Raw genomic sequence first — 22,554 nt, forward strand, 5'->3', positions numbered from 1 at the left:
CAGGCACCTTATCGCCCTTCCAAATACTTCATCACCGCAATAAGGTCATTGTCGCCATACTGCCCTGCAGCAGATGAAAACGTATCGAGGGCAGCCTCGCCCATTGGTGTTTTTAAACCTATATCTTTTGCTAGTTTAAGGTCCTTTACAATATTGTTAAGCGAAAATGCCGCTGCGTAGTTATCATTAATAATAGCCTCGCCTTTGATCTTCATAAACGGGTTAGCCAGCGCGCCGTTGTTAAGTAAGTTAAGCAGTACATCCGGTTGTATACCATTGTTCTTTGCGAGTAAAATTGCTTCTGCAAGACCCTGCGCGTGGAAACTAAGCAACGTGTTTATTGCCAGTTTTGCTGTATTACCTGCACCGGTTTGGCCTAAGTACACGGCAGCTTTGCCCATCTTTTCCAATATGGGTTTTACCTGCTCAAACACAGTTTCTTCGCCACCGGCCATGATCACCAATTGGGCAGTCTCCGCTTGTTTAACACTGCCAGATACCGGCGCATCCAGATAGTGGTTACCCTGCTCCGTCGCTTTTGCGGCCATTTCTTTGCTAATAGCAGGAGAAACCGTGCTCATATTGATGATAACCTTGCCGCTCACGCCGGCTTTTAACAAGCCTCCATCCGCGTTAAACAAATCGTTTATAGCTTTATCATCTGTCACCATAATGATTACTACATCTGTTTGCTGTATCAGTTCTGCAGGGGTACCAGCTGTTTGCGCACCCTGTTCTTTCAAAGCTGCTTCTTTTTGCTTATTACGGTTATAAACTGTTACTCGGTAACCTGCCTGTATTAACTGCTGCGACATAGGTATGCCCATTAAACCAAGGCCAATCCAGCCGATGTGTGTTGTGTTCATTGTTATATTATTTTGATGGGAACTTTATACCCGAAAAGTGCGCGCATTTGGATAAGAACAGGTCTTGTGTATCCAAATCGTCGGCGGCTTTCAGGTTAGCCTTAATTTTCTTATGATAAAAGTATTTGCCGCTCACCAAAGCGTCATGCTCGTTGCTTACTGCAAGCCATGCCTGCGTTTCAGCACCCTTGTCCAGGTCGTCAGGTGCACTTGGCCCGCCCATTTTGGTTGGGACCCAGCCGGGCTCTAAAGCATTACTGTAAACATCCGGCCATATACGGGCAACGGCAAACGCCAGCAGAACATCGTGCAGTTTAGAGTCTGAATACGCCTTGTAGCCGTTCCATGACCGCTCCTGCCAGGCAAGGTCATTCAGGGTAGGGTCGCCGTCACGATGCAGCCCCGAGCTCAGGTAAATTAGCCTTCCTGGTTTCTCCATCAGGCTGGTAAGAATGTAAGGCGCTAAACTATTTACTGCAAATACCTGTGGTAAGCCGTCCGGTGTATTTATACGGTTACGTTCCTGGTAGCCAACGCCGGCATTATGTATAACAGCATCAAAGGCACCTAATTTATTTGCCTGCTCGGCTACTTTAATAGTTTCCTTAATACTCGAAAGATCGCCAGGTATTACGCCGGCCGCGCCCGGCACAGCAGCCATTGCTTCGTCACCGCGCTTGTTGTTGCGCGCATGGAGTGTGACCTCGTGGCCTTCGCCAACCAATAACTTTGCTGCCATTTGGCCTAAGCCATCTGCCGAACCGGTTATGAATATTTTAGCCATAATATTAAATGATTACCGTTTAAACAACGTAACAGCAAAAAAGATGTGCCGTGTTTACAAATGCCTGTTTACTGACAATAATACTTATTTTAGCCGGACATGAGGAACACCGCTTTACTACTTTTGGCAGCCATTATACTAGCCTCTTGTGGCGGTGGTAAAGCACCTGCAAGCACCAACGGTGCAGTTGCTACCCCATCGCTTAAAGCAAAACTATCTTCTGTTTACCAGGGTGTTTGGGTTAAAAGCGACTATATCGATAAAGTGGCCAGAACCAAGTCGGTACTGGCATCGGTGGACCTTGTAACCGGAATGAGCGGAATAAGTATTGACACCAACCTGCTCCGCGGGGACAGCATGCTAGTAAACGTTAGCTGGGACAACCACAACAATGGCGAGGTATTGCTAAAGATCCATCCCGGGAAAAACCCGAATACGCTTAAGTTTGGTGAAGATGAACTCGGCTATTCAATTACAAACGGCGACACTACGCTCCTGTTGTACCAGGTATACAAAGGCGTGCTTTATAAAACCGCATACCGTAAAGTATTCAACACCAACCCTGAAGAAAACGTAAGTTATGCCATCAATTACGCGATAAATAAAGCTTTACTAGCCGGCGATTATCTTCTTAAAACCGGTGAAAAGAACGAAAAAGTAACGTTTACTCCAAGCGGTGAGGTGATTGGTTTACCCGGGGTAAAAAGCTACCAGGTAGATACCGATATAAAGTATGGTACCATGCAGAATGTGGACCAGCTCACGTTCGATTCTTTTACCAGCCATGAGCAGACTTTCGCTTATGTGATCAAGGCAAATACGCTCAGCCTTTTTAAAGTAAAACCCAATAGCAAGCAAACGCTGCTAACTATTGGCAAGCTAAAATATAGCTTAGTACGCGTTAAGTGATCCGGCGTAAACGTTATCCTCAAAAAACTCACGTACCAGCAGATTGATAAACCTGCTTAGGTAAACTTCGCTAAAGAACACGTTGGAATAATTATCGTACCTACGGCTTTGTACACCCAGGTAAAAGAAATACAGCGACACGCCGAGTACAGGCAGCATCCGCCGCTCTTCATCAGTAAGTTTGGTTACTGACTCGTACCCGGCCAAAAAGCTTTTCTTTCTTTCGTTCAGTTCAGCAGGGTCCTTTTCAGTACTGTGCAGCTGCAATATGTAGTACGCCACATCATACGCCTGCCAGCCGTTTCCGCAAAAATCAAAGTCGAACAGTGTCACCCGGCCATCTTCTGTAATGTTGAGGTTGTCAAACCAAATATCCAGGTGAATGGCACCTTTGCGCATCAAGGTATCGTCGGCACCGGCAATTTGTTGCAGCAGATACTTTTGCGCAGACCTCAACCACAACATATCTGCGTTATCATCTGGAAGGAAGTTCTTTAGATGGTTAAATGGCTCAGTAAGCACAACATCAGGCGTATAGGTAACCCGCTGCAGTTGTACATTGCAGGTAAGCTTATGTAATTGCGCCATAACACTACCAACATGATAGTGCAGATCGGCCGAAAAGTTAAGCATCTTGCCACCTTCAGCAAAAGAGAACATTACTCCATGCCGCATTCCCTCAGGAGCGTTTAATTGCTGGATATATGTACCAGCAGCATCTGCAATGGGGTATGATACATTTATACCATCTTCTTTAAGCAAATTCAGCAACCTTATTTCTTCTGCTATCTCGAGTTCGGTACGCCAGTTAAGATCATATATCCTGAATATCTGTTTAGCATTGCCATCAGTTACCAGGTAAGTATGATTGATGCCTGCTTTGAGCAACTTGCAGGTAGTTCTGGCTGACAAGGCATATTTGTCCTTGAAAAATTCAGTTAAATGCGTAGCCGAAAGAATAGAGCTAATAACGGGAAAGGTTTCCATGGCAGTTTTTTTAAGGGGGCGCAAGGTAGTAAAAAACAAAATCCCCCAATGGGGGATTTTGTTTTTTATACAGCGTCTGACAGGGAGCTGAAAGTGAAGTCCCTTATCTTCATTGGCGGGATGAGGTAGCTGCGGTAGCTTTCTACGCTGATGCTTCGTTCCTGTTTACCCAGGGCTTCCAGGTTGTTCAGCATGATCACCGGACTTTCGTTAAAACGGAAATTCTTAACCGGGAACTTGATCTTACCGTTCTCAATATAGAATGTACCGTCACGTGTAAGGCCTGTAAGCAGTAACGACTGTGGATCCACCATACGGATGTACCACAATCTGGATACCAGGATGCCGCGTTCAGTACTTTTGATCAGGTCTTCAAGCGTGGCATCGCCGCCTTCCATAATAATATTAGTAGGGCCGGGAACAGGTGCTACACCCTTCTTTTGTGCCCAATAACGGGAATAAGAAAGATTTTTTACCACACCTTTGTCTATCCAAATGGTCTTCTCACGCGGCAGGCCATCACCGCCCCAGGTAGAGCCGGGCAGGTCTGCGTTAAACGGATCCGAATATATGGTTACTTTAGGGTCCATCAGTTGTTCGCCAAGGCGTGTACCTCCACCCTTCTTGCTCAAAAAGCTGCGCCCTTCTTCCGCGCTACGCGCATCAAAACGGAACATGTTCTCCAGCATATAAGTGGCAGCCACAGGCTCCAGTATCACGGTGTATTTACCAGGTTCTATAGCACGAGCACCTTTAGATGCATTAGCTTTCATGGTGGCTACACGTGTTGCAGCAGCGGTATCCAGTTTGCTGACATCGGTAAAACCCCGGGCTGCATAGCCCGACACTGTGCCGGCCTCGTCACGGGTGGTTACCGAAAAGGTAACATCGCTGCTTTTATTGTAAGCGAACAATCCCTTAGAGTTCATCACCGCGTTAAAGCCGGTAGAGTTTTCCAAAAAGCCTGCAGCGTTCAGGTTAGCGGCTTTGGTCACCGCCAGGCTTTTGCCTACCATTTCGGCACGGCTTTCCGGCGTCATGGCGGCTGTATTGGCGTTGTAAGTTATTGCTTCTTTAAATTCTGACTGGCCAAGCATTGGCATGTACTCGGGGTTCTCCGGTGCTAGCTGCGCCAGTTCTTCTGAGCGGCGCACCACGCGTTCCAAAGCTGCATCATCAAACTCATTTATGGTTGCCGAGCCCGCCTTTTTGCCGTAAACCGATGTAACAGCTAAACCAACACTGCTGATGTCTCCCGCTGTCGACACCGCGTTCAAGGCGTAACGAACGTTACCACCTTCGCTGCCGCCTAGGCTTACTTCGCACTCATCGGCTTTTGAATAGCTAAGCACTTTCTTTAATAAAGCTTGTGCCTGTTCTTTTGTATATATCGCCATAATTATCCGATCTTTCTTTTTGTATTGATGACGTTAACGCCGTTGAACCTTGTTGTAGACGAACCGTGCGATACCGCGCTGCTTTGGCTTGGCTGTCCCTTACCATCGTTAAATGATCCGCCTAAACGGTAATCGCGTTCATCACAAACGGCAGAGCACGAATTCCAGAACTCGCGGGTGTTGGCCTGGTAGGCTACATCGTTAAGCATACCGGTGATCTTACCGTTAGTTATCTCGTAAAACAACTGGCCGCCAAACTGGAAGTTGTAGCGTTGCTGATCTATAGAGAATGAGCCGTTACCTATGATATAGATACCTTTTTCTACGTTCTTGATCATGTCATCCACACTCAACGGGGTTTTACCCGGCTGTAATGATACGTTAGGCATACGCTGGAACTGTACGTCCTGCCAGCTTTGTGCGTAACTGCAGCCCTGCGATTCTTTAAGGCCAATAATATGTGCCTGGTCGCGAGTGGCCTGGTAATTCACCAGCACACCGTCTTTGATGATGTCCCACTTTTTGGTGGCCACACCTTCGTCGTCGTAACCTACCGCGCCAAGTGAACCCGGCTGCAGCTTATCGCCAACAACGTTTACCTTATCGCTACCAAACTTGAAATTGCCAGACTTCCATTTATCAAGTGTAAGGAAGCTGGTACCTGCATAGTTTGCCTCGTAACCAAGCACACGATCCAGCTCAGTAGGGTGACCTACTGACTCATGTATAGTGAGCCACAAGTGGCTTGGATCCAGCACCAGATCGTACTTGCCCGGATCTACCGACTTGGAAGCGATCTTTTCTCCTGCCTGCTTAGTGGCAAACTTAATATCTTCCAGCATGTCGTAACGCTGCTTGTAACGCGGGGTAATGCCCTGCACCGTCTCAGATGCTTTTGGTATCAGGTACTCATAACCCATACCAACCGGTGAGCTAAGGGCACCGCGTGTTTCAAAAGAACCTTTAGCAGAATCTATCTTGGTTACGGTAAAGCTTGGAAAAATGCGATGGATGTCCTGGTCTATATAAGAGCCATCTGTAGATGCGAAATACTTCTGCTCGTTTACAGCAAAGATGTTGGAGTTTACAAAGTTTGCTCCGCCCGCCATTGCTGCGCCGTTAGCGCCTAAAAGCAGGTCCACCTTTTCTTTGATTGGCACTTCAAAAGCGTTCTTCTCTATAGGTGTTTTCCAGCTAACCTCACCGTAGCCTTTTTGCGGTGCCAGTTGCACAGGCGCGCTGCCCAGTTTAGCGTTAGCCTTGGCAACAGCAACAGCACGCTGCGCTGTTTTAGCTATACCTTCTTTTGTTACCTCGTTGGTAGCGGCAAAGCCCCAGCAACCATTAGCGATAACACGTATGCCTACCCCGTATGATTCGGTATTGGCAACGTTAAGCACGCGGTTCTCCCTGGTGATTACGAACTGGTTAAGGTAGCGGCCAATACGCACATCGGCGTAGCTGGCGCCTGCGCTCTTAGCCGCATTAAGGCCGGCATCCGCCAGTACCTTTTTAATCTTGGGGTCTACATACTCCAGCGCCTGCTGTGCATCTATCTCCCGGCCAAATGCCGACAGGTTTGGCAGCGCAATAGCGCCTGCGCCAAGCCCGGTCAGGTAAATAAAATCTCTTCTTCTCAACGTTGTTCCTCCGTTTGTTTATGCTTTGATGTATCTATCATGAAAACTTGTTTTCTATCCACAGGAAAGTGCATGCCGCAAGTAGCAGGATATAAAAATATACTTTCGGCACCTGTATCCAAATTTTTTGCTGTATCTGTTTTGTTACACGGTTTACAGCCGTATGTTCAGATGCATATCGGGATGTACCCCGTGTCCGCTCAGCCGCCGCAACGCCCGGCCACGATTTAGCTTCATAAGTGTACAACCAACTTTTAAGGCCGTCTATATCTGCCTGGTGCCACCCCGCGGACGCAGGCCAGTACCGTGCGCTCCATTGAAAAGGAATTGCCATATGCTGCTGAAGAGGAACAGGCACACCATCAACCTTAAAACTCCCGACGCGCGCCTTTGTCAAGAGCAGTTCTGCAGGTTCATTGCTATAGCTAATTGCTGTTTGATCGATATACGGGTACGTCGTGTTTGCTTTTTTTGCAGCGTTGCTGATAAGTGCCGACCAAAAGGCTGAGTAGTCCTTTTGCTCGCCGGCCAATGCCCAACTATAAGTATTATTGAGGGTGGTAAAAACTTCTTTCCCGGTGCCAATTAATGTACTTGCTGCCAATAAGCCGGCATTAGAATTTATGACCAGGGGCTGCGTGTCTTCAATACGCCGGATATGCAAGCTTCCTGTATTAAGTTTAATGGAAGCTGACCGATTTGCTCCAATAATTACAGATGATGTAGTTAAAGTGGTTACGCTCTTCCCTACCTGGAACTTTTGTTGAAGCCAGCTTACTTTGGCAGTACTGTCGAACCGTGCGACAATACCGGTACCGTTATCCATAATGGCTTGCTTCAATGCCGCGTTTTCACCATCGTTGAGGCTGTTAAATGACGAAAGATCACCAATAACCACATCAAATTTTTTCAGGGTGCCGGCAGTAAGTCGGTCCAGGCTAATCTGTGGCATATTGATGTACGCGCTGCTGATCTTTTCTTTACTGATGACCGACCGTACAGCAAGGCCATACCCCTGTTCGCTCAACCAGTTCTTAAGAAACCTTGTTTCGAAATCCGGCGATGCAGAAAGCATTAATATGTTGAGTGGTTTTACGGGCTCTACCTCAAAAGGCAATTCTCCGGCGGTTAGGGTGTCGTTATCTGCTACTATCTGTAATGTGTACACCAGCCTTCCGGTTGTTTTAGGAACCGTTGATAATTCAAAATTAGAAACTCCTTCCTTATCTATGGTCTGATTTGCCGCAACTGTGTTCAGCCCTTTAAGTATTAGCGTTACCTGTCCTGATGCTGAATTCCGAAAACGCCCCTGCACCAGTAATGGCTCTCCGGCTTTAAGATGCCTGGGCCAGTTGACTGAGACAACGCCCTGAATCATTCCCGATTGATGAAATACAACCGGCACATTATCAAGTTCATCAAGATCATATTGATGCAGGCCAGTTCCATAAATATGCAACTCAGCGCCATGCAGGGTGTCTGTAAGTTGACTTATCCCACTTAGCAGTGCTGCTTTATTATACGCCGCCTTGATGTTCTTATCTAATGTATAAACGGGCGCTCCCGACTGAGCCTCAAGGCTGTCCGTAGCGAAACCTTCCGTAAGCAGTATAACTTTACCTGTTTCTTTCATGGAATCACCTTGGTAGCGTAACGGCAGTGCAATGCAGGCAAGTGCCAGGGTAGCCACAAAAACGGCAATTATGCGCCATACTAACCGGGCGCCGTTGGCACGTTTTACTTCCAGCCAAAGCAATACTATAGTAAGCAATACACAAACGCCAATTACAATATATGTCCACTGCCCTGCCATTATTGCCTTTTGCTTTTTAGTTGTTTATAGTAACTGCGTGACAAGCCCATATCATCCGCCTGTTCTACGGGTGCAGGAGTAGCTTTTACAGGTGTAAGCGTCCTTTGTATGGCTTGCTCTGCCACGTTTACATCCAGGATATCTGCACCCTTTGCGGACAGCAATCGCCTTACAGCATTCAGGCCTGGCAAATACGCACCCGGCGAACCAGAGGCTACAGTTGCTAATTGCTGATAGCCGGCTTGTAATACACCTTTTTGACTAGCTGTAATAACCGTATGCTGCTTTAATTGCTCCAGCACCGCAATAGCGTTTTTTAGGGCGAGTAACCGGTCGGCAGGCGGTTTAACAGCTTCCTTGTTCATCGGTTGTAAAACTTTATCCAACTCTCCGCTAAAGCGCTTTTCGGGTTTTAGCGGCGGTGGGTTATAAGATGTTTTAGCCACAAATGAACGCGACTTTTGCTGGAGGTCCTTCAGCAGGCGGAGCGCCTTGTAGGCGAATGGCAACGCAGCTTGAGGCTTGTACAAACGCAACTGCAGCTCGGCTTTCCACATCTCTGTGAGGGTTGCCTTTAATTGTGCCTTTACTGCCGGCTCAAAAAACTGGGCATCCTCAGCCTTGTCGTGATCATCGGTATACTCCTTTAATATCTTTGCTCCATTACTAAAATCTTCCGGCGCCGAAAGATTGTCGTTGCCTTTTGGTCCTTCTACCACTTCGTCCTCTTCACCTAAAAACTTACCATAGCGCAGGCGAAGCAACTTTTGGTCTATGCCGAGGTCATTGCTCCGAGCATTAAATTTTTCCGCGCTGATAGTATCCCTGTCCTTAATCAGCTTTTCCGCGTCTATAATGATCTGCCGTTCGCTGCGGAAGAATTCAGGTTTCAGGCTTGCGCCGGTGACAATCCCATCCATGCTTAACAGCTCGGCTGTATCCTGCAGCACTACAGTAAACACATCGGTGCGCGTTTCCTGATTGTGGGTGTCCTGCGCTTTAACGTAAAAGTAGAGCTCATCGCCGGGCTCCATGTTAAGTGGCTTTAGCTGAACCAGCTTTTGAGCGGTATACTGTGGTAAATGCGAGCTGAAGTTATTGTTAAAGGCTAATTTGTACTCTTTAAATTTTACGCCTTCTCCCCGGCCTTTTGCCACGGTAGCGATAATTTGCGCACCGGCTACGCCATAATCGTCCGTTAAGGAGGCGTTGATATTTACCTGCTGCTGCTCACCGGCATCTATATAAGTGTACTGCTTGGGCGTTTTTACATGAACCACCGGCACAGCATCTTTAATGGCCTGAACCTGGTAAAGGTCTGACAGTTTACCATTGATACTCACCTGGTAAAAGCCAGAGGTATTAATGACCTTTTGTGCTGACCATTCCCTGCCATCCTTACTTTTTAAACTGACCCGCTCCTTGTTATTAAATAAAAGGTAAGCATTCCTGATGAGCACGTTGGTGCTGATATGCCAGGCTACGGCAGCGCCTTCTTCAACGGAAAGGTTGAATTTATCCTGCCTACGCAGTGCTTTACCGGTGTAAGCAGGCGGTGTAATGGTTAGTTGCACTTCGTCTATTTGCGGCAGTATCTTCTCAGGCGGCATAGGCTTGCCATCTGCTGCGATATTTGAAGATCTTTGCACGATGTGCGTGTAAAATCTATTTGTTCCGATGTAAAAGGCTGCGGAAATAAGTAGTAGAATAAGAGCTTTCATCAATCTCCCGGCAAAGTACCCCGACCCTACCTTCAAGTCTAAAAGCACAGACTCGGCCCTAGAGCGGGCAAGGCTTTGCAGCATGTTTAGCTCTCCCGATGGCAATAGCATCAGGGCTGTACTTTCCTGCAATTGCGGAAACTCCTTATCCAGGAACGCGGCTATTTTTTCGTAACCCACTAACCACGGCTGATGGACCGACAAAAGCACCGACAGCACCACCGCAAATACAACCGATAACCACAACACCGAGAATGCAAGCAAATAGAACAACGCCCCTGCTGCCAAAGTAACGGCGGCAGCCAGCACCACATCGGCAAGTATGTAGTAAACCACATAGCGCCTGCGCAGGTTACGTATAATATGTATGCCCTGCTCAGCCATTTTTTGCCTGTTTGGTTTTGTAAGCAACAATACGCTCTGCCAGCAATACCACCACAAGCGCCAGCCAAAAGTACCAGGAGATATCTACCGGAAGTTCTTTAGTAGATGATATCGGCGCGGAACTATCTGATGTAGAATCCGGCTGTAGTTGCTGATTGCTGAGTATGCGACGGTCGTATTTTGCAGGTACCTGACTATTCTCGCCAGTTAGTAAAGCTAAAATTTGTTTAGGAAAAGCATCGTTCCAAACGAGGTCGCCCCACGACGGGTTAAAATGGCTGCTAAAAGTGTAGACGTTGGTCTTACGTTGTTTTACCCGGCTTAACACTCCATTGCCATAACCATCCGTCCACACCGATTCGCCTGTTTGCTTTGGCGTGATCAACTTGTTGATTTTCGTCCCGCCGGGGTAAAGTTTTGTAGCAACATCTATCGGCTTACTAGCCTGGTACTTGAAAACGTTGGCGGCCCTATTCATTAACGCGCCGTTGATCTGCTGTGCAGATAACCAGAACAGCCATGTTTGTGCAGAAGGTATAAAACTTGCTTCATTATACGTTTTTACTACCGCCTTTCTCCCGGCAAAGTTCACAGCAGCATCAAGCGCAGCTTTCAGATATTTTGCATCAAGCGTGTTCTCGCCGGCATAGATCGCAATATGCAGCGTCGATGTATCCACAATTACGGCTTCCTGCTGGGTATTTTTTAAAGAAATTAAAGACTTGCCATTGTTTATGCTGACCTGTATTTGCCCATCGCCACCGGGTTTAACAACGCGTGACGTGTAGGTAGTTCCGGTTGGCGAACTGTTGCCTTCAGATACCATAATGTTACCCTCTTTGTTCAGCCATGCGCCGGAAATAAAGCGAGCTGTAGAATCCTTTTGAGTGTAGGTTCTCAAGTTCAAACGCAATGCCGTTGCTGGTTTTTGTCCTCTAAAATGTTGTGCGCTGTTTGAAGTGAACACATACACCGGCAAACCTGCAGGTACACGTGACCCAGCCAGGTTAATGAGCTCCCAATAGTTAAGACTGCCATCGTCTTTTATACTGTCAGATACCAATTTCGCAATTGGCGTTTTCTTTAGATCGGGCTTAGCAAAGTCTTTATGAAAAAAGTGCAGTTCGTAGCCTTTCGGCAGTAAAGAATCTACACTGGGCTTAAAGTGCTGATAGGTTTCGTTGAAGTTTGCATAAGGTACCAGCACCCAGCCTTTTGCCTGCTTTGCCGGAGAGTTGTTTTTCCAAATTGGTTGCGCAAGGAAAACGGCAAGCAACACCAATAGTAAACAACGTAGTATCAGTAACAAGATATCCAGCAGTTTGAAGCTGCGGCGGGTGCTTTTAGATGCTTCTGTAATAAGCGATATGCTGCCTACTTTAAGCGTTTTGCCAGGGCGGATGCTCCACAGGTGTATTGCCACCGGGATGCTGAGTGCAGCCAGTGCAAAAAACCATATGAGGGAAAGGAACATGATGATGGTTAGTAGTTAATGATAAACTCGCGACTTAAAACTTTAGACTTTCTGACTTACGGACATCCCGACTTAAATAAACCCTTTCTTACGTTGCACCAAGAACTCTCGCAATGCTTCATCCAGCGGTTGGCCGGTGCTTACCATCCGGTAGGCAATGTGCTTACCGGCAAGGCTAAGCCGAACGCTGGAAATATAGTTTTGCAGGCGCTGCTTATATTCGGCTTGCGCTGTGCGGGTGTTTACCTGCACTAATTCACCGGTTTCCAGGTCTTCCAGAGTGCTGTAACCTTCAAAATCCATGTCTAGTTCGTTCTGCCCCATTAAATGAAATACAATCACCTCATGCCTGAGGGCGGCAAGCGAATCAAGCAAAGTGCTTATCTCGCCATTCACCTGGTACATATCAGTAACAAAAACCAGCAGCTCCTTACGCCCATTGCCAGCAAACAATTCTTTATAATGAACCGGTTTGGTAAACACACCAGCCGGACTTACCTGCTCCAAATGGTAAAACAGCCTTTGTAAATGCTGAGGGTCGGCTTTGGAGGGCAGTGAAAATAACCCGCCATCTTTAAACACATTCAGCGCAACCGAATCTCCCTGCAAATTGGCCAGGTAAGCCAGCGAAGCCGTTAGGAACCGAGCATAATCAATCTTTTGTACGCCATTGCTGTCCACATGATCCATTGAGGCGCTGGCATCTACCAGGAAACGCACGGAAATACTGGTCTCTACTTCCGACTCGCGGATGTAATACCTGTCGCTGCGGGCAAACATTTTCCAGTCCAGCCAGCGCAGGTCATCGCCCGGCTGATAGCTGCGGTATTGGCTAAACTCCAGGCCGGGGCCTTTAACTGAGCTTTTGTTGAACCCGTTCATAAATCCATCAATAACCGTTTTCGCCAGCAACGGCAAATCCTTAATGGTCATTAATGTTTTCGGATCAAGCATGAGAATTACGATTTCAGAAATACAATGTTATCCGTAGCAGTTACAAAGAACCTTTCCTCTTGATAACTCTTATCAGTTCTGCCGTTACTTTGTCAGATGTAATACCCTCTGCTTCCGCTTTAAAGTTCATCAGGATGCGGTGCCTGAGTACTGCAGGCGCCATTGCATGAATGTCTTCCATCAGCACGGTGTACCTGCCTTTGAGCAATGCACGCGCTTTGGCGGTAAGTATCAGCGCCTGCCCCGCACGCGGACCAGCGCCCCAGCGTACCCACTCCTTTATGTATGCTACAGTGGTGGTATCTGGCCGGGTAGCACGGATGATGTGGCTCACATAGCGGGTAAGATCTTCGTTGATGGTTACCTGCCTTACTAGTGCCTGCGCCTGTGTTATTTCTTCAGCGGTGATCACCGCCTCAATCTCGTTCTTCTTAGCACCGGTAGTGCGGTTTAACACCTCAAACTCCTCCTGCTCGGTAGGGTAGCCTATCTTCACCAGCAGCAGGAACCTGTCCAGTTGCGCCTCTGGTAAAGGGTATGTGCCGGCTTGTTCGATGGGATTTTGTGTCGCGAGGATAAAGAACGGCTTATCCAGCGGATAAGTTTGGCCGCCGTAGGTCACTTCAAACTCCTGCATGGCTTCCAGCAGGGCCGACTGTGTTTTAGGCGGGGTCCTGTTGATCTCATCTGCCAGTATAATGTTGGCAAAAATTGGCCCTTTGTTAAACTTGAAGAAGCGTTTGCCTGTTGCGTGGTCCTCTTCCAATATCTCGGTTCCAATAATATCGGTAGGCATCAGGTCGGGCGTGAACTGTATACGCCTGAATGCCAGGTGCAGCGCCTGCGACATTGTTTTTACAATAAGCGTTTTGGCCAGGCCGGGCACACCTTCCAACAGGCAATGTCCGCCTGCAAGGAACGCTACCAGCAACTCGTCCAGAATGGCATCCTGGCCTACAATCACCTTTTGTATCTCTGTTTTCAGCAGTGGCAGCTTCGCAAGCAATGCCTTTATGTTTGCTTCTGTAAGTTCCAATATGTTGGTTAAATTATATTAATAGCTTCTACTCACCCCGGCATTGCTTCGCTCGCCGACCCTCTCTACGCTACGCGCAAAGAGGGTCAAGATAAACTCCCCCTAGCTACAATTGTCTTGAGCCGGATGTGAGTCCAAGATATTACCCTTTTAACTAATTACCATGTATTTTAACAGAAATTCAATAAAGTATCTAAAACTTTACAAGACCGTTTAACCAGGCAACTGCTCCGAATAAAATTTTGTACTAATTTTAGAGTTTTAAAACAGATGGGTTACGCGTCTAAATTTATTTTTGCAAGGTTAAGCTACCATAGCGGGGATTGGGATACCGATCAGCGGATGCCATCTAATTTGCTCAATTCTCTAATTGAGTATACCACCATCGCCGTAGAGCCGCACGAGAAGGTGGTGCCACTAAGCAGTAACGACATCTTTAACTATCCCTTCTTATACCTCAGCGGCCACAAGCTGGTACAATTTGACACGGTTGAAAAAGCTAACTTCAAGAAATATGTGCAAAATGGCGGCTTTGTGTTTGTAGACGATTGCAACCACGATATTGACGGGCTTTTTGCAAAATCATTCGAGGCACAAATGGCAGCTTTATTTGGCCCCGCCGCATTAAAAAAGATACCCAACAACCATAAACTCTACCACTCCTTTTTCAGCTTTGATAAAGGCCCGCCTACCACCACCTTTGAGCTGAACGGCTGGGGCGATGACCTGGTTCACGACTACCTGAAGGCCATTGAACTAAACGGCCGCATAGGCGTTTTATATAGCAGTAAAGATTATGGTTGCGAGTGGGATTACGACTTTCGAAATAAGCGTTTTATGGCCGAGGATAATACCAAGTTTGGTGTGAACATTATTGTTTACGCTATGAGCCTTTAAGCTGCCGCTTATACGCTAAATCTCTTATTGGCTAACTCTAAAATTCATTATCTTTCGGGAATGATCAATAGCTATTACCTCCTTATCAATAACGAAAAAACAGGCCCATATACCCAATATGAATTAATGGATATGGACCTTGATGTAAACACGCTCATCCTGTCGCCCCTGGCAGACGATTGGCAAGACATGTCTGACCTGCCAGAGTTCGCCTATTATTTTGAGAACCGTGGTATTTACCTCCCGAGAAAAGCAAATTTAGCTTCTTTCTGGTGGCGGCTGCTGGCCTACGTTATCGATTACATTATCATTATTATAATCGCCATAATTTTGGGCGTTATCTACTTTTCTATAAAAGCATTTGCCGGCGGTACTATAACAGCAGAAGATAATGCAGCAAACGAAGGAATTTATAACATAATAGGTGTTGCCCTGATGATCATCTACCATTCTGTTTGCGAGGCTACCACCTTACGTGGCGGTATTGGTAAAGTAGCATGCAAGCTCTCCGTTGTTGACGTTGACGGCAACCGGCTTACATTTGGCAAGGCCTTCTCACGTAATGCGGGCAAGTTACTATCCAGTCTTGTGCTGGGGATAGGGTTCCTGCGTATATTATGGGACGACCACAACCAGGCCTGGCATGATTCAATCGCTAAAACGTACGTTATCCGCAGGAATTAGGTGTTAAAAATTAAGTACTGCTACTACTTTGATGTACTTATAGTTTATATTAGTCAAATAATCATATCACTTTGAAAAGAAAAGATTTCCTTTACCTCACCGGCATGGGCATCAGTGCATCTATGCTGAGCAATTTTACGGCCATGGGCTCGCCACGAGTGCCCGGCACCGTACTCAGGGATGTGGATGTGGCGCTTAAAAAACGCATGGCCGATGTTGCCCTGAACGCCGCCCGTGCAAAGGGAGCAACCTATACCGATGCCCGGATAGGCCGCTACCTTAACCAGTTTGTAGTAACCCGCGATAAAAACATCGAGAATGTTGTAGATACCGAATCGTACGGGATGGGTATACGCGTTATTGCCAACGGTTGCTGGGGCTTTGCCGCTACAGACAAGCTGGATAACGACAGCATTGCACGCGCAGCCGAAACAGCTGTTGCCATTGCTAAAGAGAACTCGCGCATACAAAGCGAGCCTGTGCAGCTGGCCCCGCAAAAAGGCTATGGCGAGGTAAGCTGGAAAACACCTATAGAAAAGAACGCTTTTGAAGTACCTATGAAGGAGAAGACAGACCTACTCCTTTCGGTAAACGATGCTGCGTTTAAAAACGGCGCCAACTACGTAAACTCTATCCTATTCTTTGTTAATGAGCAGAAGTATTTTGCCAGTACAGATGGGTCATACATCGATCAGGATATACACCGTGTGTGGCCGGTATTTGGCGTAACAAAAATTGACGAGAAGAGCGGCAAGTTTGAAACCCGCAGCAGCTTAAGCGCACCACGCGGGATGGGATATGAATACCTGGTGCCGCGCGAAAGCGATAAGATACATGGTGTGACCACCCTATACCGCGACCGTTATGATATGCACGAGGATGCCACTGCCGCGGCTTTGCAGGCAGCACAAAAGCTGAAGGCTAAGAGTGTAGTGCCGGGCAAATACGATTTGGTGCTGGACCCAAGCCACCTGTGGCTAACCATCCACGAATCTGTTGGGCACCCAAGCGAACTGGACCGCGTGCTGGGTTACGAAGCCAACTTTGCAGGAACCAGCTTCCTGACGCTGGATAAATGGGAATCGAAGAAATTCAACTTCGGCAGTAAGAACGTAAACATTGTGGCTGATAAACTGCAGCCAGGCTCGTTGGGCGCAGTAGGTTACGACGACGAAGGCGTTGCTACCAAACAGTGGGACATTATAAAAGACGGTGTACTGGTGAACTACCAGGCCATACGCGATCAGGCACATATTATTGGCCTTAAAGAATCGCAAGGCTGCTGCTACTCGCAAAGCTGGCAGGATGTGCAGTTCCAGCGCATGCCAAACATATCATTACAGCCGGGTAAAACGCCACTAAGCGTAAACCAAATGATTAAGAATGTGGAGAACGGCATATACATCATTGGCGATAGCTCTTTTTCTATCGACCAGCAGCGCTACAACTTCCAGTTCAGCGGTCAGCTTTATTACGAGATAAAGAACGGAAAGATAACCGGCATGCTTAACGATGTTGCCTACCAGGCCAACACCCAGGAGTTTTGGAACTCCTGCGCGGCGGTTTGTGATAAGAGCGATTACCGCCTGGGCGGCTCCTTTTTTGACGGTAAAGGGCAGCCTATGCAGTCCAGCGCGGTATCACACGGCTCGTCAACCGCATTGTTTAAAGGCGTAAACGTTATTAACACAGCAAGAAAGATTTAAAGATGGCTATATTTACAGAAGACGAATGCAAAGCGCTGCTTAAAAAAGCGCTGAGCTACTCCAAAGCCGACGAATGCGAAGTTAGCATTAACGGCTCCAACTCGGCCAACATCCGCTATGCGCGTAACTCGGTATCAACTAGCGGCTCGCTTAGTTCATCAAGCATGGCTATCTCATCAGCTTTCGGCAAAAAGCTGGGCATTGTTACCCTGAACGAATATACAGACGAGGCAATATCCGCAGCTGTAAAGCGGTCTGAAGAACTAGCACAGCTAGCACCCGAGAACCCGGAGTATATGCCAATGCTTGGCCCGCAAACCTATGGCCCTGCGGCGGCAACGTTTGTTGCCGCTACTGCAGCTATTACGCCTGCAAAGCGCACCACCATGGTAGAGCAAAGCCTAAACGTAGCCAAGCAAAACAAGCTTACTGCCGCCGGCTTCCTGCAAAACAGCGCAGGTTTTTCTGCTATGATGAATTCCAAAGGCCTGTTTGCGTATAACACATCTACAGACATCAACTTTTCGGTTACGCTGCGTACGGCAGACAGCCAGGGTTCTGGGTATTCTACAAAAGGTTATAACGATGCAGCTAAAATGGACACGACCGCGTTCACCAAAATTGCCGCGCAAAAGGCAAGCGGGGCGGCTAACGCACGGGCCATTGAACCTGGTAAATACACCGTGATACTGGAGCCTGCAGCTGGAATAGTTCTGCTGGAGCAACTTTATGGCTCGCTTGATGCACGCAGTGCAGATGAAGGCCGCAGCTTTTTAAGCAAGCCTGGCGGTAAAACACGCTTAGGCGAAAAGCTGGTTGATGAGCGTGTGAACATCTACTCGGACCCATCTTACCCGGACCTGCCTACTGCCAACTGGAGCGGCGACGGGCAACCGCTTAAAAAGATGAGCTGGATAGAAAAAGGCGTGGTAAAGAACTTTAACTATTCACGCTTTTGGGCTCAGAAAAAGGGAGTACAGCCAGTACCTTATCCAAGCAACTTTATAATGGAAGGCGGCACCCAAACCCTTGATGAGCTGATAAAAGGCACCGAAAAGGGAATATTAGTGACTCGCCTGTGGTACATACGCCCGGTAGACCCGCAAACGCTGCTGTTCACCGGCCTAACCCGCGACGGTACTTTTTATATAGAGAACGGCCAGATAAAGTTCCCGATTAAAAACCTTCGCTTTAACGAGAGCCCGGTTATTATGCTGAACAACCTGGACGCACTGGGCAAAACAGAACGTACAGTAAGCGGCGAAAGCAGTCAGAACGCCATGATTCCACCTATGCGCATAAGGGAATTTACGTTTACATCCCTGTCTGACGCGGTGTAAGGATAAAGCGCTTAGCCTACCAATTATAAAGGTCACGAAGTTTATTGCTCCGTGACCTTTTGGATTAACGTTTCTTCAGTGTCCCAGCTCTGCGCTCCTGGGTGTCCCACGGCCAAATTCCCGCAAGATTAAAAAATCAACACAAGGGGCTATTATTCAATAGTTTACGGGGATTACTTCAGTTTTTTTGCACTGTCCCGCAGTGTCCCGCTTGTTGTACTTAAATCATTGCAAAACAGCATCTTATACCTTTAAGGTGTCCCGGGTGTCTCGTTTTCTAAGCGGGACATCCGCAGGAGACCGATAGTACTTTCCGATGCTATATATTGAACGTGAACTTTGCCAGGAAAAACCTTCCGGGTATAGTGTAAGAACTGGAGGTGAACGTATTTGCCGATAAGTACAACGCGCTGTATGTTTTGGTATTGAAAAGATTTTGCACGCCTATCTCCACATCAGCTTTAACCTTTTTAAACTTGTACCTTATGCTGGCATCGGCAAACGTGTACACCAGGTTATTTGCGCGTTGCTGGTGGGTATAGTAATGGTCACCTGCTACCTTCAGGAACAAATTATCGCTGATGTTATAATTCACTGATCCCTGCTGTGTAATTCGCTCAAATTTGTTCTCAGAATCAGTTACTGTTGATTTACTACTGGTACGGTCATAGGCAGCTTTATAGCTAAAGTTTACCTTGTTGCTCAACCTGGTATCGGCACCGAATGTAGCACCTGTAGAAATGGTTTTGTAAGGCAACACTACATTATTAAGTATTTGATTCAGCTTAGTAGTTTGATAGCTTACCCCCGCGCTGAAGGTGGTACGCAGGCTAAAGGCATACTTGCTTACCACGCCGTTGCCCGCCCACGAATCAATGTTGTTATCGTAAGGTAATACAATACGCTGCTGTAAGTTATCTGTAACAATACTTGACGATATGCTGTTAGCATCCTGGTGCGTGTAAGATGCGCTCACCCCAAAGAAGAACAGCGAAATGGCCTTGCGATAGTTGTAGCCCAGAGAAGCCGACTGTGTTTTGCGTTCGGTAAGGTCGGCATTGTTGGCAAACAAACCACGGTAGTTCTGTAGAATGTAGCCACGGTATACATCCTGTATATTCCCAACGTCATTATTAAAATTGTATCCTGCGGATATATAGTCCTCTATACCGGTTTGATACTTAATGCTCAGCCGCGGGTTAAAGTAAAGGCGTTCGAGGTTTTTCTTCAAACCGTAATAGCTGTCTTTATAATCGATGTTCAGGTAATTAACCGGAAGGATGACCGTAAGCTTAAGTATACTGCCGGGAATATCATACCGTGCTTCGGAATACAACTTTCTTTTAGTCCAGTCGAGGTTGTTCACGGCACTGTCTGACAGGAGAGCACTTGTACTGTTTTGCTGCAAAAGGCTCAAATTAGATGTTAAGTTTTGTGATTGTAGCATAAAGCCGGCCTTATAGCTTTGGGTTAACTTATTACCCGGCACCTTGTAAGAAAGGTAGTTATTGGTGAACCAGGTTGGTATATTTACATTTTGCACTAATTGCTTGTATGGAACACCGTTGTTAAATATATCCGGGTTGAGGCCAGGTTCTATTATGCGGTTTTCAGGCTCGGTAGATCGGTTAAGGTAACTGTAGAGTTCAATTATATTGTTGGTTTTAAAAGTCTTCATGTAATTGAACTCGTTTGAGATATCCGTCAAGTTGTCTTTCAATACCTGGTTCACAGGAGTACCGTTTGTCACAAGTGCAGAGTAACCGGTGTTTTTGGCGTAATCGGCTACAAAATTGTTGCTTAGATAGTATTCTTTTTTGTTGATGTTAAGCGAGAACAGGCTATGCAGCAGATCGGGCTTTTGCCGGTTGTCCTGTACCTCAGCGTAGCGTACAGTGCCATTAGGAAGGTAAAACTCGCTTAGTTTGGTATACTTCTGCTTTTGTGTATCATGCAGGTAAGATACGTTGGCGCGTAGTTGAACGTCGTTCTTTAGGTTCACCAGGTTATTCAGGTTGAGCATAGCAGCCTGGTTAAACAGGTAACGGTTTGTTGGCAAGTCAGGATCGCCGGCAGTACCAAGCGATAAAACAGATCCGGGCTTATCATTGTCCAGTCGCGACATAAAACCTCCCCTGTTGTGGGCTATTACATCATTAGCAAGATCAAGACTGGTATTATTTACCTTTAGCGCATTGATAGCTTTGTACTTGTCTTTAAACATCATGGCATTCAGGTCAGCGTAATACTTGTCCGGCAAACCGGCTCCAATAGTCTCCTGCCCTACCAACTGTAGTTTTGCATCCTTTTTAATGGTGAGATTCATAGCGACATCGTCGCTTACCACCTTATTTTGCAGCATTTTTACAGGTTGGTGATTCTCTATCACCTGTAACTTGTCCACAACGCCGTTCGGGATAGAACTTGTTGCAATGTTGTATTTGTCGTCAAGCAGGTTATCACCACCTATGTAAAAGTTGGATATAGCTTTGCCGTTATAACTGATCTTACCATCCTTATCAACTGTGACACCCGGCAGCTTTTTAATCACATCACCTATAACTCTATCCTGAGGACTAGAAAACTCTGAAACCTTATAGTCGAGCGTGTCGCCATGCGTCCGCAAGTTAGGTCTGTTATCTTTTACCACCACGGTTTTCAACTGATTGGTAGCACCGCTGAGTTTAAAATTGTACGCGGCGGCAAAGTCACTTACCTTTTGCAAATCCTTTTTGTAGCCGAGGTGGCTGGCCTCAATAAGCAAGTTTGCCTTATCTGCATCAGCAGGAATATTAATGCTGTAGGTGCCTTTGTTGTTGGTGTTGGTATAAGCAACAATCAGGCTACCCGCCTTAAGGTTTACACTTGCAAAGGATAACGGCTTCCCCAGGCTATCTGCAACGGTGCCTTTTAAGGTTTGGGCCAGGCAAAAGCCGGAGCATAGCATGGAGAAAATGTATACTACACTCATTTTATAAAGCCGTATCATTTCTTTTCGGGAAGTTCTATTGGATTGTTCATTTGAGGACCACCCATACCCGGCCCAACGTTTATAACCGTACGCACCGGTCCACCCGTTATTGCACCACCTCCGGAGCGCACAATATTACCACCCGGACCGGCACCGCCGCCCATTGCTGCCATAAAAGCTTGCGGGTCTTTACGCATAGCATCCTGCAGTTTGTTAAACTCCTTCTCGGTAGTTTTAACGGCATTGGTTGGCACAGATATTAAATTAGGGTCGCCCTCTTCATCGCCGTTAAACTTCATAATAGCGCCTGTCGGCGAAGGCTGATCGGCTACCTTGGCAACTGGCTTTGTTGCGTCAACCTGCTCTAAGCCATCAAACTTAAACTCAACTTCTTTTTTAGCGTCATAAGCTTCCACAATCAATCCGGGCAGCCCATTGAGTTTCCACGGGCCTGCTCGGAAAGGCAGCTCCGGGCAAAACCAAGCCGTATAGTCACGGCCGCGAAAATGGCCCGTTGCTTTTTGGCACTTGAGCGTACCAAGAGTAGCTGTGTCCGCTGTTATTTTCCAATTAATGGCGGGCATTGTTTCTTCTATCAGGTAGGGCGTAATCAGCGATTCCTTACGCATTAGTTTACCCACTGCAGGGAACTGGTATATTTCCGCCCGGGTTGTAGGTTTGTTATTGGTTATCTTAAAATTCATATTAGCATTGCCCTTTTGCTCAGCTATTTGCTGTTCCAGCTGTTTCCGCATCAAGGCGTCCTGAGTTTTCTTATCAAAGCTTTTGTAAGCACTGGATGTTTCTCCTAAAAACAGCACCATATTTTCGGTGTAGGGCTTATCGCGCATGGTTGTATCGCGCACATGCAAAAATTTGTAATGCACAATTGCTTTAGCCATTTCAGGTGTTTGTGCTTTTGCTATAACCGCTGCAAAGCAGCACATCAGGAACAGGTTTAACTTTTTCATTTCTTAGTGATATTGTTGAA

Annotated in this window: 17 protein-coding genes; 5 read left to right on the forward strand and 12 right to left on the reverse strand. The window is 46.9% G+C overall.

Translation table 11 applies throughout. The features are described from left to right. Positions 1-8: 8 nt before the first annotated feature. Both AC59GT_RS11185 and AC59GT_RS11190 read right to left on the reverse strand, forming a co-directional pair. Positions 9-866, reverse strand: a complete 858-nt coding sequence (locus AC59GT_RS11185; protein ID WP_497237707.1) for an NAD(P)-dependent oxidoreductase — start codon at positions 864-866, stop codon at positions 9-11. A gap of 7 nt (positions 867-873) precedes the next feature. Continuing rightward, positions 874-1,650 carry an SDR family NAD(P)-dependent oxidoreductase gene (locus AC59GT_RS11190; protein ID WP_497237708.1) on the reverse strand — a complete coding sequence of 259 codons (777 nt, stop codon included), beginning with the start codon at positions 1,648-1,650 and terminating at the stop codon, positions 874-876. Between the two features lie 99 nt (positions 1,651-1,749). On the opposite strand from AC59GT_RS11190, the gene AC59GT_RS11195 reads away from it, so the two are divergent. Continuing rightward, entirely contained in the window at positions 1,750-2,559 is an 810-nt protein-coding gene (locus AC59GT_RS11195; protein ID WP_497237709.1) for a hypothetical protein, read from the forward strand. Here AC59GT_RS11195 and AC59GT_RS11200 read toward each other — a convergent pair. From AC59GT_RS11200 to AC59GT_RS11235, 8 genes are all read right to left on the reverse strand, one after another. Then, positions 2,542-3,546: a phosphotransferase enzyme family protein gene (locus AC59GT_RS11200; protein WP_497237710.1), complete on the reverse strand. Its 1,005-nt coding sequence runs from the start codon at positions 3,544-3,546 to the stop codon at positions 2,542-2,544. The two genes, AC59GT_RS11195 and AC59GT_RS11200, sit on opposite strands and share 18 nt — an antisense overlap. A 65-nt stretch (positions 3,547-3,611) precedes the next feature. Then, on the reverse strand, positions 3,612-4,943 hold the full coding sequence (locus AC59GT_RS11205; RefSeq protein WP_497237711.1) for a TldD/PmbA family protein: 1,332 nt from the start codon (positions 4,941-4,943) through the stop codon (positions 3,612-3,614). A gap of 2 nt (positions 4,944-4,945) precedes the next feature. Next, complete coding sequence (locus tag AC59GT_RS11210) at positions 4,946-6,583, reverse strand: TldD/PmbA family protein (RefSeq protein WP_497237712.1); 1,638 nt, start codon at positions 6,581-6,583, stop codon at positions 4,946-4,948. A 37-nt stretch (positions 6,584-6,620) separates the two neighbouring features. After that, entirely contained in the window at positions 6,621-8,396 is a 1,776-nt protein-coding gene (locus AC59GT_RS11215) for a hypothetical protein (RefSeq protein ID WP_497237713.1), read from the reverse strand. Then, entirely contained in the window at positions 8,396-10,501 is a 2,106-nt protein-coding gene (locus AC59GT_RS11220; RefSeq protein ID WP_497237714.1) for a hypothetical protein, read from the reverse strand. The genes AC59GT_RS11215 and AC59GT_RS11220 overlap by 1 nt, the downstream gene beginning before the upstream one ends. Next, positions 10,494-11,975 (reverse strand): BatA domain-containing protein, encoded by a 1,482-nt coding sequence (locus tag AC59GT_RS11225; protein WP_497237715.1) that lies wholly within the window; start codon positions 11,973-11,975, stop codon positions 10,494-10,496. The genes AC59GT_RS11220 and AC59GT_RS11225 overlap by 8 nt, the downstream gene beginning before the upstream one ends. A 72-nt stretch (positions 11,976-12,047) precedes the next feature. Beyond that, the gene (locus AC59GT_RS11230; RefSeq protein WP_497237716.1) at positions 12,048-12,929 is read right to left on the reverse strand and encodes a DUF58 domain-containing protein; all 882 of its coding nucleotides are present in this window, start codon (positions 12,927-12,929) and stop codon (positions 12,048-12,050) included. A gap of 40 nt (positions 12,930-12,969) precedes the next feature. Then, the gene (locus tag AC59GT_RS11235) at positions 12,970-13,965 is read right to left on the reverse strand and encodes an AAA family ATPase (RefSeq protein ID WP_497237717.1); all 996 of its coding nucleotides are present in this window, start codon (positions 13,963-13,965) and stop codon (positions 12,970-12,972) included. A gap of 270 nt (positions 13,966-14,235) precedes the next feature. Here AC59GT_RS11235 and AC59GT_RS11240 point away from each other — a divergent pair, with 270 nt between their 5' ends. The 4 genes from AC59GT_RS11240 to AC59GT_RS11255 all read left to right on the forward strand — a co-directional run bounded on the left by AC59GT_RS11240 (position 14,236) and on the right by AC59GT_RS11255 (position 18,592). Continuing rightward, on the forward strand, positions 14,236-14,862 hold the full coding sequence (locus AC59GT_RS11240; protein WP_497237718.1) for a DUF4159 domain-containing protein: 627 nt from the start codon (positions 14,236-14,238) through the stop codon (positions 14,860-14,862). Between the two features lie 60 nt (positions 14,863-14,922). After that, on the forward strand, positions 14,923-15,546 hold the full coding sequence (locus AC59GT_RS11245) for an RDD family protein (protein ID WP_497237719.1): 624 nt from the start codon (positions 14,923-14,925) through the stop codon (positions 15,544-15,546). Between the two features lie 71 nt (positions 15,547-15,617). Further along, positions 15,618-17,252: a TldD/PmbA family protein gene (locus AC59GT_RS11250; RefSeq protein WP_497237720.1), complete on the forward strand. Its 1,635-nt coding sequence runs from the start codon at positions 15,618-15,620 to the stop codon at positions 17,250-17,252. 2 nt (positions 17,253-17,254) lie between these two features. After that, on the forward strand, positions 17,255-18,592 hold the full coding sequence (locus AC59GT_RS11255) for a TldD/PmbA family protein (RefSeq protein WP_497237721.1): 1,338 nt from the start codon (positions 17,255-17,257) through the stop codon (positions 18,590-18,592). Between the two features lie 319 nt (positions 18,593-18,911). On the opposite strand, the gene AC59GT_RS11260 is transcribed toward AC59GT_RS11255, so the two are convergent. Both AC59GT_RS11260 and AC59GT_RS11265 read right to left on the reverse strand, forming a co-directional pair. Continuing rightward, complete coding sequence (locus AC59GT_RS11260) at positions 18,912-21,563, reverse strand: TonB-dependent receptor (RefSeq protein ID WP_497237722.1); 2,652 nt, start codon at positions 21,561-21,563, stop codon at positions 18,912-18,914. 14 nt (positions 21,564-21,577) lie between these two features. Continuing rightward, the gene (locus AC59GT_RS11265; protein ID WP_497237723.1) at positions 21,578-22,534 is read right to left on the reverse strand and encodes a GLPGLI family protein; all 957 of its coding nucleotides are present in this window, start codon (positions 22,532-22,534) and stop codon (positions 21,578-21,580) included. Positions 22,535-22,554: the final 20 nt, after the last annotated feature.

This window comes from Mucilaginibacter sp. 320_HR (assembly GCF_059691875.1).

What these genes read in the sequence shown, in the direction of transcription:
- AC59GT_RS11200 (WP_497237710.1), bottom strand. Translation starts at nt 3,546, where the DNA reads ATGGAAACCTTTCCCGTTATTAGCTCTATTCTTTCGGCTACGCATTTA.
- AC59GT_RS11265 (WP_497237723.1), bottom strand. Translation starts at nt 22,534, where the DNA reads ATGAAAAAGTTAAACCTGTTCCTGATGTGCTGCTTTGCAGCGGTTATA.
- AC59GT_RS11190 (WP_497237708.1), bottom strand. Translation starts at nt 1,650, where the DNA reads ATGGCTAAAATATTCATAACCGGTTCGGCAGATGGCTTAGGCCAAATG.
- AC59GT_RS11185 (WP_497237707.1), bottom strand. Translation starts at nt 866, where the DNA reads ATGAACACAACACACATCGGCTGGATTGGCCTTGGTTTAATGGGCATA.
- AC59GT_RS11230 (WP_497237716.1), bottom strand. Translation starts at nt 12,929, where the DNA reads ATGCTTGATCCGAAAACATTAATGACCATTAAGGATTTGCCGTTGCTG.
- AC59GT_RS11255 (WP_497237721.1), top strand. Translation starts at nt 17,255, where the DNA reads ATGGCTATATTTACAGAAGACGAATGCAAAGCGCTGCTTAAAAAAGCG.
- AC59GT_RS11195 (WP_497237709.1), top strand. Translation starts at nt 1,750, where the DNA reads ATGAGGAACACCGCTTTACTACTTTTGGCAGCCATTATACTAGCCTCT.
- AC59GT_RS11205 (WP_497237711.1), bottom strand. Translation starts at nt 4,943, where the DNA reads ATGGCGATATATACAAAAGAACAGGCACAAGCTTTATTAAAGAAAGTG.
- AC59GT_RS11215 (WP_497237713.1), bottom strand. Translation starts at nt 8,396, where the DNA reads ATGGCAGGGCAGTGGACATATATTGTAATTGGCGTTTGTGTATTGCTT.
- AC59GT_RS11240 (WP_497237718.1), top strand. Translation starts at nt 14,236, where the DNA reads ATGGGTTACGCGTCTAAATTTATTTTTGCAAGGTTAAGCTACCATAGC.
- AC59GT_RS11220 (WP_497237714.1), bottom strand. Translation starts at nt 10,501, where the DNA reads ATGGCTGAGCAGGGCATACATATTATACGTAACCTGCGCAGGCGCTAT.
- AC59GT_RS11260 (WP_497237722.1), bottom strand. Translation starts at nt 21,563, where the DNA reads ATGAGTGTAGTATACATTTTCTCCATGCTATGCTCCGGCTTTTGCCTG.
- AC59GT_RS11225 (WP_497237715.1), bottom strand. Translation starts at nt 11,975, where the DNA reads ATGTTCCTTTCCCTCATATGGTTTTTTGCACTGGCTGCACTCAGCATC.
- AC59GT_RS11245 (WP_497237719.1), top strand. Translation starts at nt 14,923, where the DNA reads ATGATCAATAGCTATTACCTCCTTATCAATAACGAAAAAACAGGCCCA.